Origin of the sequence: Pseudoalteromonas sp. MMG006, assembly GCF_018101025.1 — a bacterium.
Lineage (GTDB): Bacteria > Pseudomonadota > Gammaproteobacteria > Enterobacterales > Alteromonadaceae > Pseudoalteromonas.
Window position 1 is genome coordinate 1 of record NZ_JAGJEJ010000023.1, and the last position, 13549, is coordinate 13549.

General features: G+C 36.9%; 9 protein-coding genes and 3 pseudogenes. 1 reads left to right on the forward strand and 11 read right to left on the reverse strand.

Annotation, left to right across the window (positions count from 1 at the left end):
* Positions 1-105: 105 nt before the first annotated feature.
* The 4 genes and pseudogenes from J8L73_RS16800 to J8L73_RS16815 form a co-directional block, all read right to left on the reverse strand.
* Positions 106-2316, reverse strand: a complete 2211-nt coding sequence (locus tag J8L73_RS16800) for a peptidase domain-containing ABC transporter (RefSeq protein ID WP_247659694.1) — start codon at positions 2314-2316, stop codon at positions 106-108.
* Positions 2316-3608: an HlyD family efflux transporter periplasmic adaptor subunit gene (locus tag J8L73_RS16805; protein WP_247659693.1), complete on the reverse strand. Its 1293-nt coding sequence runs from the start codon at positions 3606-3608 to the stop codon at positions 2316-2318. Before J8L73_RS16805 ends, J8L73_RS16800 begins: the two co-directional genes overlap by 1 nt.
* A complete protein-coding gene (locus tag J8L73_RS16810; RefSeq protein WP_211018813.1) occupies positions 3560-3904 on the reverse strand; it encodes a hypothetical protein in 345 nt (114 codons plus the stop codon). Before J8L73_RS16810 ends, J8L73_RS16805 begins: the two co-directional genes overlap by 49 nt.
* Positions 3905-4309: 405 nt before the next feature.
* Positions 4310-5116, reverse strand: a pseudogene (locus J8L73_RS16815) (IS3 family transposase).
* Positions 5117-5174: 58 nt separating this feature from the next.
* Between J8L73_RS16815 and J8L73_RS19425 the strand changes: the two are divergent.
* Positions 5175-5499, forward strand: a pseudogene (locus J8L73_RS19425) (IS481 family transposase); the annotation flags it as partial.
* A 283-nt stretch (positions 5500-5782) separates the two neighbouring features.
* On the opposite strand, the gene J8L73_RS16820 reads toward J8L73_RS19425, so the two are convergent.
* The 7 genes and pseudogenes from J8L73_RS16820 to atpG form a co-directional block, all read right to left on the reverse strand.
* Positions 5783-6289 carry a hypothetical protein gene (locus J8L73_RS16820; RefSeq protein ID WP_211018815.1) on the reverse strand — a complete coding sequence of 169 codons (507 nt, stop codon included), beginning with the start codon at positions 6287-6289 and terminating at the stop codon, positions 5783-5785.
* Between the two features lie 9 nt (positions 6290-6298).
* Positions 6299-6472, reverse strand: coding sequence for a hypothetical protein (locus J8L73_RS16825; RefSeq protein WP_211018817.1), 174 nt, complete (start codon positions 6470-6472; stop codon positions 6299-6301).
* Positions 6473-6812: 340 nt separating this feature from the next.
* Positions 6813-7991: pseudogene (locus tag J8L73_RS16830) on the reverse strand (IS3 family transposase).
* 553 nt (positions 7992-8544) lie between these two features.
* Positions 8545-10647 (reverse strand): winged helix-turn-helix domain-containing protein, encoded by a 2103-nt coding sequence (locus J8L73_RS16835; protein ID WP_211018818.1) that lies wholly within the window; start codon positions 10645-10647, stop codon positions 8545-8547.
* 153 nt (positions 10648-10800) lie between these two features.
* The gene (locus J8L73_RS16840; protein WP_138541934.1) at positions 10801-11220 is read right to left on the reverse strand and encodes a F0F1 ATP synthase subunit epsilon; all 420 of its coding nucleotides are present in this window, start codon (positions 11218-11220) and stop codon (positions 10801-10803) included.
* Between the two features lie 13 nt (positions 11221-11233).
* A complete protein-coding gene (atpD, locus tag J8L73_RS16845) occupies positions 11234-12619 on the reverse strand; it encodes a F0F1 ATP synthase subunit beta (protein ID WP_058548204.1) in 1386 nt (461 codons plus the stop codon).
* A gap of 33 nt (positions 12620-12652) precedes the next feature.
* The gene (gene atpG / locus J8L73_RS16850) at positions 12653-13513 is read right to left on the reverse strand and encodes a F0F1 ATP synthase subunit gamma (protein WP_211001621.1); all 861 of its coding nucleotides are present in this window, start codon (positions 13511-13513) and stop codon (positions 12653-12655) included.
* Positions 13514-13549 lie beyond the last annotated feature (36 nt).

Below are 13549 nucleotides of genomic sequence, written 5' to 3' on the forward strand. Positions count from 1 at the left end.
TCATTTCGTTGTGAGTCATTGTATTTCTCCTAGTTAGTTATTATTTTTCACCAAAAAACATGGAATGGTGATGCTGCATAAATCAATCACCGTTTTATTAAACGATTAATCCAAAATGAAATTATCACCACTAAATTTAACTGTATTTATTTTAGTTACTTCAGTTAAACTGGGTATACCATGCTTATATCTTCTAGCACTTTGCGAAGGTTTCCCTCCCAAAATAGCCTTACCTAAAGACAACTCAATCACTATGTCAGCACTAGCTATAGTTTCAGGCCTATGAGCAATAATGATACGTGTTACATCTAGAGTTTTTACGGCTTCATTTACTGAAAATTCTAATTTAGTATCTAGGTTACTAGTTGCTTCATCCATAAATAGTATTTTAGGTTTTCTGTACAAAGCTCTAGCTAATAACAAGCGCTGTATTTGTCCGCCCGATAATGCAGCTCCCATATCACCAACAAGTGTGTTGTAGCCCATTGTCATTTGTAAAATATCTTTATCAATTGCAGCGATTTCTGCTGCCCATTGAACCTGCTGCATATTTAACTCTGGGTCAAAAAATGATATGTTGTCCGCTATTGAGCCTGATAAAAGTTGGTCGTCCTGCATTACTGCAGCTATTTGTGTTCGATATTGCCCAAGTCCAAATTGTCTTATATCAATACCATCCACCTCAACTCTGCCTTCATCTGGCTCAAACAACCCAAGCATCAGCTTTGCTAATGTGGTTTTTCCGCAACCAGAAGGACCTGTAATAGCTACAGACTCCCCTGCTTTAATTGATAAATTTAACTTATTAAATATTGGTGCTTCTTTTTTACTGTACCTATAACTAATGTTTTTCAGCTCAATATTGCCGCTAATTTCTTTACCACTCATTCTGCCTTGAATATTTTGCTCTTTCTCTGTTAGAGAAATATCGGCTAAGCGGTTAAAATGAAGACTGAGCATCTTAAATTCGATTATTTTCTCAATTAAGCTTGATATTTTATCTACAAACTGAAGCTTATAAGCCATAAAGGCAAACAACATACCGACCGTTAAATCACCTTCCATAACAAGCATGGCTGCAAAATAAATAACTAAAACATTTTCAAGGCCAAAAATAACTTTATTAAACGCTTCGTAGCCTATGTTTAAATGACCTACTCGTATGCCTGAGTTCAAGCTATCTGCATATTTGTTATGCCACACACTTTGTCTTTGCACCTCTCGGCCAAACAATTTTATAGTTTGAATCCCCCTCACAGTTTCCATAAAGTTAGATTGCTCTTTAGCTTGGTTAACAATGACCTCTTCTGACATTTGACGTAATGGGCGATACATTGCAATTCTGAAAACTGCATAAATAGCTATTGCAATTAACACAATAACGCTCAGCTTTGGGCTATATAAAAAGATCATAATGAGTGTCGCAATAGCCATAACACCATCTATAACCGCCTCTATTACGCCTTTAGTTAATAGCTCCTTTACTTGTTGCAGTGAACCGAACCGAGAGACAACATCACCAATATGTCGCTTTTCAAAATACTGTAGTGGTAATCGGATCAAGTGATGAAATAAATTTGCACCTAGCTGTATACTCATCAAGTTACCGAAGTGCAGCAATAAAATACTCCTAACTGCACCGGTTACCATCTCTATTGCCATCAACAGTCCAAAGCCAATAGCTAAAATAGTGAGTAAGTTTTGGTCATAGCTTAAAATAACCTCATCAACTACTAGCTGCATGTAATAAGGACTCGCTATTGCAAATGCTTGCAGTAATAGTGATAAAACAAACACTTTACCTAGCGTTGACTTTAAGCCTGATACCTTGCTCCAGAAATCAGATAACTTTAAATTTACACGTGAATCTTCTGACTTAAACTCTTCTGTTGGGCTCAACTCTAATGCAACACCCGTGAAGTGTTTAGAAAACTCTTCCATTGTGTATTTTCGTTCACCTAAACCCGGATCGTGTATCTCAATTGACTTTTTAGTTATCTTTTTAAGTACTACAAAATGATTCATATCCCAGTGTAAAATGCAGGGAGTTTTGAGCTGCAATAAATGCTCTAAATCTAATCTTAAAGCACGAGAACTCAGCTTTAACTTGTCTGCAATTTGCATTAACTCTTCAAGATTTGCACCTTTTAAAGAAATTTCGTGCTCTTGGCGTAAGCTTGTTAAGTCTGTTTTGTAACCATAATAAGCGGCAACCATTGCTATACTTGCTAACCCACACTCCGCAGCTTCTGTTTGTAAAATTACCGGAAGACGTTTTGTTCCGCTAAATTTTAATAAATGCATCGGGTTTTCCATCATACTGCTCCCTTAATGCTATATATTGGCTCAAATAACCACTCAAAGAGTGAACGACTATCTACCATAATGTCTGCTTCGAGTAACATGCCTGCTTGTAGAGGAACAGAAGCTCCATAAGCTTTTGCATTTTGATTGGTTAACTCTACTACTACTTGATACATTGGCTCTTGAAGTGAAACAGGTAAAGCCGTCTCGCTTGGTAAAAGTATTGATTTAGATACACTTTTTATCACCCCGTCATAAATACCAAAGCGTTGGTATGGAAATGCCTGATAACGAATGCGTGTACCTTGCCCTTTTTGTACAAATCCATAAGCTCTAGTTGGTACAAAAAGAACGGCCTCTAATTTTGTATCTTCTGGTAACACTGCCATTAATGGATAATTTGATTGTGCCATCATCCCTGGCTTAACTAATAAGTTACTAATGCGGCCACTACGCTGACTTCTAACATCATAACTACCTTGTGATTCAGCTTGGCTAATCTGCTGATTTATATTCGCTAATTGAGAACGTAGCTGTGATTCAACCTCTTGTTGATTCATCGGCATTTGTATTAATTCAAAACGATACTGACTCAGCAACTCTTTTTGCGTAAGCAAACGCGCTTCTAGATCTTCGGCTTGTTGTTGAATTGCAAAGTAATTATCTTTTACCGTCTCCAAATCAGCGTTAGAAGCAAATTGTCTTTCTATAAGCGATTCGGTATCAGTAACTCTTTTTTTACTCAAAACAACTCGTTTATCTAATAATGCTAGCTGTTTTTGGGCCTGCTCCACTTGGAAAGTCGTGCTCGCTATTTGAGATTCTAATTTTTCAACACTCACTTCAGCTAATAATTTTTGATTTTGTAGATTTTCATTTAAAAACTGCTTTTGCTTAGTTAACTCACTCACAATCACATCATTAATGTCGTTACCTGAAGCCAGTAACCTTTCTATGCGTATCCGTGCTAACAACTGCCCTTTAAAGACATTTTCCCCCTCTTCAACAAAAATTTCGTCAATAACACCGGTTGTTAAAGGGTAGACTTTAGATAGCCCTGTCGTTGGCCGTAAATAGCCTGAAACAACTTCTTTTCGGTGGTATTCACCTAATGTAAGATATGTAAAGCCAACGACAACAATTCCTAAAATTAAACCCAGTATCCATGTAAAAGACATATGAGTTGCTATTGTTACTTCTCCATCAAGCTTTTGCCCTTGATGGTCAATGGCTTCTTTTCGGAATAATTCAGGCATTATCTCACCAAAAATTCTGGTAGCTGCGTGCTGCTGTGAATTTTCCATTCACCAAGTTCTTTTACTAAAGAGTGAAGATTTACAGATATTTTTTCGACACTTTTACCTCCTATCTCGGCCTGAAAATTCAAGCGATCTATTACAACAAGTAGATCATCTTGTTTTGCAATTACAGAAATATTTTGTAATAGGAACTTAAAGTCAAATTGCTGTCTCAACTTTTCAAACTGCCGCTTTCTTGCTAAAAATAATGGAGATTCCACACTGTAATACTGTCCGAGAGAATCCAAATGACCATCGCAGATTAATGCATAGTAACTACTAAAATATTCATTAAGCGTCATAGTAAACTCCAAATTATTTAACTTTTAAAAGAGGGTTTTTATTGGCCCTTCTGATTCGATGGAATTTATATTCACAGATAATTATTCATTGAGCAAATGTAAGGATAATTAATAAAGATATTATTTTTCAGTTACTTAAGTTGAAAAGTTATTTATAAATAAGTTAGTAATAGTGACTAGATTTGCTTTGCTAATATAAATAGTCCTTTTAATAACTATTTATATAAAGTAAAAGCAGTGCATTAATTTGAAAAGGTAATTAATATTTAGGTAAGAACATATCTTTTTCTGCGACTTTATAACTCACTAACTTTGAAGGGAGCTATTCATCAATTGATGATTTAAGAAATAGCTTTTATCATTTGATAAAAAATCAGACAAACTGTAAAGACTTTCCAGCTTTCACTAGACAGTTTTTAGTTCAGAATAGTACGCTTCTTCAAACTTAGCAGGTGAAACACCTGCCTGTATGTGAATGGCGCTTTTTTGGATTGTAAAACATTTCTATAAAATTGAATATCTCAGCTTTCGTATCTTCACGTGTCGAGTATATCTTACGCTTAATTATTCGCTTTTTAATTGTCGCAAAAAAACTTTCAGCCACCGCATTATCATTATAGTTCCCAGCGCGGCTCATCGAAGGCACAAGGTTATGTTCTTTCATAAATGCGAGGTAGTCTGCGCTACCGTATTGGCTACCTTGATCACTATGCACCATTACCTCAGCCTTCGGTTGACGTTGATATACCGCCATCAACAATGTGTTTATAACAAGGTGCTTATCCATATTTTTGTCCATCGACCAACCCACAATACGCCGAGAGAATAAATCCATCACTGTGGCCACATATAAACCACTACGATGCAGCTTAAAAAGGCGGCACATCGTCGTTATAGAAAACTCATTTTGATGATAACGAATGAGGCCGTACTTTACTCGGAGTTGCTGGCAAAGTACCTTGCGGCCTTTTTTAAAATATCCCGTTCCTCCGTGAAACGTTTCAATTGCGCTTCTAATTTAGCGATCTTCAATTTTTCATCGGATGATTGAACGGCTTTAGGTTTATCTGATAACTGGCTCCGTCAGTGATATAACGTTTTGGTACAAATATCTAATCGTTCTGATACTTCAGCAACTGAATAACCTCGTTCAGTTATTTGTTTAACTGCTTCTATTTTAAATTCTTGGGTATACCGTTTGCCTTTGCTCATAAAACACCTCTAATTAGGAGTTACAATGTAACTTATTGGGTGTCTAGCAAATTCTGGGAAGTCCAGAGTACAAAACCTAAAGAACCGTGAGGATATAGAGAGTGACAAAGCAGTCACTGATTCTGCTGTTGAATACCCAGTTCAAGGCCAAGTCAGATCGAGTAACGAGCTGCGTAAACTAGGCGTATTTTTTCCGCTAGTGGAGTGCCCCTAATCAGGCAGACTAAAGCTCTAAAAGACGCTAAAGTAGCGCAGGAAGCAGTTATTCTTACAGGCGAGCAAGTTACTGCCCTTGAAAAGAAAAATGATCAATTGAAACAGCTCCCACTGATTACCTTAGTTCACAAGATACCTTTTATGTTGGTAACCTAAAAGAGTTAGGCACATTTACCCACGATAAAACAGCATTCGCATAGCTCTATTTAGCGAACAATAATATCGTTCATATGAATAATTAGACTATGCCATAGTAAGAAGCGAGTATCTGTCAGAGCAAGCCTAAGTTAGTAAAAAGCTATACTCAGCTCATCCTTATTGCATTTCTCGCGTATGTAGTTGGTAGCTCAAAGTACCGCCATACCTTGAGCTTTTTGAGATCTTACTACTAACTCTAAAATATAAAAAGCACCTCTGGTTAAATCACGCCGCTGCCTATAAAATTAAAGCTTACTCTTCACAAATTTGAAACTCTTGAGTGCCATTACTGATATTTTTTAGTGAGTCTGTATTGTGAACTTTTATTGATACTAAAATTACCTTTTTATTTACCTTAATAATCTCTAAAGGAAAAGAATATGCTTCCGCACAAAGCAAGGTGCCTCCAACAGGAAGCAAATCAAAAAGATAGTTATCTTCTAACTGTAATATACCGTATACCTCATCACCCTTAACCTTAAACAAAAGCTCACCTTGTGCAAATTTACTTCCCTTTTTAAGTTTAGAGCGGTAAGTAATTTCACCATTTAAAGTGGAGCTAATATTTACTAACTTCCCTGTACTTTCGGCAGAATATGACAATAAAAAGTCACCTTGATTTACAATTTTATCTTGTGTATCTGAAGAGCGTACAACCTCTCCAACTTCTGTAGAGTAAATATAATTCTCAACTACCGGTGTATTAATATTCAAAACACCATTTAGAGATAGTGCTATGAACGGTAAAAAAATACTCATAATGGTGTCTTATTGATTGATCTCTGATGGTCTAGTACCTGGCGGTGTGGTACCAGGTATCCACGAAGAAGTCCCATGATGACTATCTCCACCATTAATATGAGCCAATTGATCTCGTTCTAACTGTACGGGATGTGTCTTATTTAATTCTTTTAGCTTTTTCTTCTTTATTTTAATGTTCATATAATTCTCTAAATGTTGAGTTACTGGATTAACTAAATATTAAAGAGTTTTAAAGAGTATTAGTAATTATCAATCCTTATTTTATAAAATAACAATCAAACATAAAGTATTGTTATAATTGAATTTTATTTTTGTTACACTGTGAGGATATTTAAATAATGATTGAATTAAACGAATTACTATTGCATAGAAAGTAATTTAGACAATTAACTTGAGATATTATTCTTCATCCACACTAGTTTCGATAATCCCCTCGAAACATAATTAAAATCTCTGTATGACCTTCGACTGAACGTATTGATTAGACTTCCCAGCTTTCACTAGACATATTTTTTAGTGGTCAACTAATTTTGGCCACAGTTTTAGAATCCCTGTACCTAATCTCAGATTCATTTGGTGCTAAACCTGCATTATAATGATGTGATCTAACATTGTTATAATATCCGTTGATATAATGACTCACACTATATTTAGCTGCTTTAAAGTTTTCATATCCAATCTTTGGCATCCACTCCGTTTTAAAGCTTCTAAAAAATCGTTCCATTGTCGCATTATCCCAACAATTTCCACGCCGACTCATGCTTTGTGTAATTTTATAGCGCCATAACGTTGGCGGTACTTTGAACTTGTATAGTGGCTTCCTTGGTCTGAGTGAAACATCAGTCCTGTCGGCTTTCCTCTGCTTCCATACGCGAGTTCAAGCGCTTTTAGCGTTAAGTTAGTATCTGGCGACAATGACATTGCCCAAGCAACGACTTCGCGTGCAAATAAATCAACAACGACTGCTAAATAAGCCCAGCGATTGCCTGTCCAAATGTACATCTCATCACTGTACCATTAGGTATCTGGCTCAACTACGTCAAACTGCCTATCCAGCAAATTTGGGACTTCAAGATGCTCATTACCATCGCATTTATATTGATGGTGTGGTACTTGGCAGCTCTCTAGTTTTAGTTTAACCATCAGCTTAACGGCGCGATAACGGCTTAATTTAAAACCTATTCGTTGCAATTGCTGCGATTGTCCGTGCTCCAGCCGAACCGCCACTCATTGCATGTATAGCTTTAGCTTTAACTTTCGCTTCTAACCTTACTTGCTCTGGTGCCGGCATTGTATCCCGTATGGCCCAATATTTATAGCTGCTGCGATTCACATTGAATACGCTACACAACACGCTTATTGGGTAACGCTCTTGTTGATTTAATTCCTCAATTAACGATAATTGTTCAGGGGCTCAGACATCAAGAGAGCGGTAGCCTTTTTTAATATATCCTTTTCTAATTCAATACGTTGAATTTGCTTTTTACATTCGCAGATTTCAATTTGTTCAGGCGTCATTGGTGAAGCTAATGGGGATTGGCCATTCCCTTCTTGCTTTAATTGATAACCTACTTACAGTTGATTTACCAACACCCATAGCCTTGGCTGCACCTTTTTGTGTGTAACCTTGATCGACTACAAGCTGAGCTGTTTCTAATTTGATTGCCGCAGAGTACGTTGCGCGTTTTAATCTCGTCATTTTTCACCCAAATTAGTATACAAATAGCATAACATTTCTTTTTTTAATGGGTGGCCAAATTAACTATGCCACTACAGAAATCAACCCTCAAAAGAGTATGAAGAATGTATAAATTGGCAAGCTAGGTGTCCTAGATTTAGGAGAGAAGATCAGTATTAGTAATTTTTTAGAACTCGATAGCGAATATGACCGACCTCGAAGCTAAGCTTTTTTATAGCTAGGAGACCTATTAAGTTCGCTTTAAAGCACCTTTCGACCAAGCTTCTTGTTAATCTGAGCTCTATTTTATTCAGGTATGGTAGTTGGAGGAGTTTTAAGGTCGTTTACTTTGGCTTTTAGAACACCCACGCCCTTATCTGAAGCCGCTTTGCACCACTTCAGCTCGTTTAGTATACCTTAAACTAAAAAACCTACACCTTTAGTATCCCCATATTACTTAACTTTAGTAGCCGTTATTTAAAAATAAACCCATAACACATGATGATTGATTTGAGTCTTTGACTGACTATAAACATGGGCTTTAATAAACGGGCAGCTATGAGTATAAAAACAGTTAATTTTTCACAAGCTTCACAAGTTCATTTTTTTCAATATCTAACATATCCATTAACAACCCTGCTTCAGTGGCCTCAATTCTAGATATTAAAGTTTTTGAATTATCTACCTCATAAATGACCTCTTTGGTGATATTACCCAAATCCTCAAAGTTATACCTTTTCACATTAACTCCATTCGAGTAATAAAGGCTATTATTAATAAGACTTAATGATTGCTTATAAAAAATTTTCCCAACATCATCAACTAATTCTTTAATGCCATTAGACGTATCGAACAAATACAGCTTATCAACATTAGATAAAAAAACGAACTTAGTTGATGACAATTGATTAAACCAAACTGCATCACTAATCGGCAATAAAATACTTTTAGATAAATTTCTACTATATATATACGATAATTTCTTATTTTCAATTTCATCATTAAGTATGTAACCTATATTAGACTCATCCAAATAGTCTACATAATGGAGTTCACCTTTGATTTCTATGATTTTTTCAATAGAAAAGCTACTGTAATTCAAAATATGAACTTGTGAATTTTTTACCCCTAACATTTCATCATTAACATTACTGTTTCTTTTAACCTTTTTATAATCAGAACTTAGAGGCTTAGAACGAATAAGCTCACCACTAAAACTTACTTCTTCAACAGAATTTTGTTTATTAGAAGAATTATTCCTTTTTAGATAAGTTACACTTTCACCTATATAACTTGAAGATATATTATATCTTCCTGAGTTAGATAGTTGAGTTTTATCTTCACTTGTAAAATCTAAATAATAGACATTATTGTAGTAGGGGTAAGTCAGTGCAATCACTTCTGAATTTGAAATTGGCGATGTCATTGAGTATGAACTAGCGCCTTTAACATGAATCTTCTTTATAAATCTTTTTGACGATAAGGAATATTCATATATAATATTTTCCTTATAGCCATACCAAAGAATGGAGTCTTTAGAAATATCATAATTAACACTCCATATTCTACCTTTATGCGCTAATAATTTAACCTGATTTCTACCTTCTAAGTCTGTCATAAAAAGGTCAGTAGAATTATTACTCTTTAGTCTTCCAAATATAATGAGATTTTTACTTTTTATATAATACAAAAATTTATCACCAAAAGAGTTTAAACTTGGTGATGTTATTTGAAATTCATCCCCGGATTTTAAATTTCTATTGACAATAGCTGAGAGCTCACTTCTTTTGCGGTAGCCATATTTTGAATAAATAAATGCACTATCATCTATGATAGTTCCTAACGCATATCGCATCTGGCAATCAAATAAATATTTACTCTCACGACTAAGATTTACATCTACCTCCCAGAACTTACAATTGTTTTTATTTTCAGATTTGTAAATTAACTTAGCAGCAGAGCTATTCCAACCAACAGGATAAAGATTGTTGTCTGTACTAGTGATTTTTTTTTCTTTACCTGAGTCTAGAGTTTTAATTAATAAAGAAGAGTATTGACTTCCAGCTTGAGTAAATGCGATTGCAGCATGTTGATTATCTGGCGATAAAATAAACTCGCTATATATACCTTCCATCCATGAAAGAGTTTCTTCATTGAAATTTTTATCTACTATATTAAATTCTTCAACTTTAATTTTACTAGTTGAACTAGAATAAATATAAACACCAAAACCTATAATAACGACAGCTATCACGAAAATTAAAAGCGATGTCTTTTTTTTCGTCGTTCCTTGTACAGTCTGATTTGAAGTTATTTCTGAATTTTTTTCTTCATAATAAATAACCTCCGGCTCTAAAAAAAAGCTATAACCCTTTCGGTAGTGTGTTTTTACTACTAAACCACGTTGTATTTCAGATTTTAGAACTTTTCTAAGTTCTGACATTGCTCGGTTAATTGCGTTGTCATCAACATAATGCTGACACCATACGTCATCAATTAAGTCTTGGCGGGTAATTATCTCATCTTTATTAATAATCAGATAAGAAAGTATTTTAAAAAGAAGCGGCTCTAACTCTCTTTCTACTTCGCCGTCAAAAATTGTTTGCAGCTTAGGATTTAAAGACCATGCCCCAAACTTAACTTCTTTGACACTTCGGGGAAAATTTGCTTCTTTCATAGTTATTATAATCCAACATCCATATCACAGTTTGGGAATAAAAGTGTTTTAAATTCAAGAACATTAACAAGAGATTAACAGCTATGTAAAGTAATGTCATCCAGCGGACACAAAAAAGCCCACATAAAGTGGGCTTTTAAAAACCGGATAGGCTTACTTACGTAATTGTTGGATTACGCGAAGTTGTGCAATAGCTTCCGCTAGTTGCATAGCTGCTTTTTGATAATCAAATTCAGCAGCTGACGCATTAGCCATTTGGCTTTCTGCGTCACGTTTAGCTTGCTCTGCAGCTTGCTCGTCAAGGTCTTCACCACGAACAGCTGTATCAGCAAGTACGGTTACTATGTTCGGTTGAACTTCTAGTGTACCGCCAGCAATGTAGATGAGTTCTTCTTCGCCAAATTGCTTAACTAAACGTACCATACCAGGTTTAAGGGCAGTTAGTAGTGGGGCGTGACCGGCATTTACACCAAGCTCACCTTCACTACCAGATACTTGAATCGATTCAACTAGACCAGAGAACAAGCTCTGCTCTGCGCTTACTACGTCAAGATGTACAGTCATAGCTGCCATACTACCCTCCTAATTACATGCTTTTAGCTTTTTCTTGAGCTTCTTCGATAGAGCCAACCATGTAGAACGCTTGCTCTGGAAGGTCATCAAATTCACCGCTTAAGATGCCTTTAAAGCCAGCAATTGTATCTTTTAGTGATACGTATTTACCAGACGCGCCTGTAAACACCTCTGCCACGAAGAATGGCTGAGATAGGAAACGTTGGATTTTACGTGCACGAGATACAAGTTGCTTATCTTCATCAGAAAGCTCGTCCATACCTAAGATTGCAATGATGTCTTTAAGCTCTTTGTAACGCTGAAGAACTGTTTGAACGCCACGTGCTGTATCGTAGTGCTCTTGACCAATTACTAATGGGTCAAGTTGACGTGAAGATGAATCAAGTGGATCTACCGCTGGGTAAATACCAAGTGATGCGATATCACGTGAAAGTACTACTGTTGCATCTAAGTGAGCAAAGGTAGTTGCTGGAGATGGATCCGTTAAATCATCCGCAGGTACGTATACCGCTTGGATTGATGTAATTGAACCTGTCTTAGTTGAAGCGATACGCTCTTGAAGCACACCCATTTCTTCAGCTAGTGTAGGTTGGTAACCTACCGCTGATGGCATACGACCAAGTAGTGCAGATACTTCTGTACCAGCAAGTGTGTAACGGTAGATGTTATCTACGAAGAAAAGTACATCGCGACCTTCGTCACGGAACTTTTCAGCCATAGTAAGACCTGTTAACGCTACGCGTAAACGGTTACCTGGAGGCTCGTTCATCTGACCGTATACAAGCGATACTTTATCAAGTACGTTTGAATCGTTCATCTCATGGTAGAAATCGTTACCCTCACGAGTACGCTCACCAACACCTGCGAATACTGAGTAGCCGCTGTGCTCGATTGCGATGTTACGGATAAGTTCCATCATGTTTACGGTTTTACCTACACCGGCACCACCGAATAAACCAACTTTACCACCTTTAGCAAATGGACATACAAGGTCGATTACCTTGATACCAGTTTCTAAAAGCTCAACTGAACTTGATTGCTCTTCGTATGAAGGCGCTGCACGGTGAATAGACATACGGTCTTCTTCGCCGATTGGGCCAGCTTCATCGATTGGCTCACCAAGTACGTTCATGATACGACCAAGCGTTGCTTTACCAACTGGAACTTGAATCGCTTCACCTGTGTTTGATACTGAAGCACCACGACGTAAACCGTCTGTAGTACCTAGTGCGATAGTACGTACCACACCGCCACCTAGCTGCTGTTGAACTTCTAGAGTCAAACCAGCTAAATCGCCATCTGTTACTTTTAGCGCGTCATATACGGCTGGCACGTTGTCTTGAGAAAACTCAATATCCACAACGGCACCGATAATTTGGACGACCTTACCTAAACTCATGTCTATTCCTCTCGTTAATCTTTGCCTGAAGCATTAAACTGCGGCTGAACCAGAAACAATCTCACTAATTTCTTGTGTGATTGCCGCTTGGCGGGCCTTGTTATAAACAAGCTGTAACTCATCCATAAGGTCGCCGGCATTATCTGTTGCAGCTTTCATTGCAACCATACGGGCAGCCTGTTCAGAGGCAGCGTTCTCAACCACACCTTGGTATACCTGAGACTCTACGAAACGTACTAACAAAGACTCTAAAATAGCCTCTGGGTTTGGTTCGTATAAGTAGTCCCATGTGTGGGCAGATACTTCTTCTTCAGCTTTTGGCAAAGGGAGTAACTGATCTATTGTTGGCTCTTGCTTCATGGTATTAACGAAATTGTTATATACCAGGAATAAACGGTCAATTTTACCTTCAGAGAATGCATCAAGCATTATTTTTACAGGACCAATAACGTCTTGTACTGAAGGTTTATCTCCTAGGCCTGCTTTTTTAGCAAGCACTTGACCACCAAAGCGTTGAAAGAAACCAGCAGCTTTGCTGCCTAAAGTTGCAAACTCTGCGTCTACACCTTTTTCTTTCCATGCTTTAATATCTAATGCAACTTTTTTAAACTCGTTTGAGTTTAAGCCGCCACATAGACCACGGTCAGTAGAGATAACAATATAACCAACTCGCTTTACTTCACGTTCTTCTAAGAACGGGTGAGTAAAATCAAGATTTGCTTGAGCAACACGACCAATCACTTTGCGTAATTTGTCAGCGTATGGACGGCTTGAAGCCACTCGTTCTTGCGCCTTTTTCATTTTAGACGCAGCAACCATTTCCATTGCGCTAGTGATCTTTTGAGTATTTTTAATACTCCCGATCTTGCTTTTAATCTCTTTTCCGCTGGCCATGACTCTCTCTCCGAATCAAGGTGTGCTTTAGTAAAC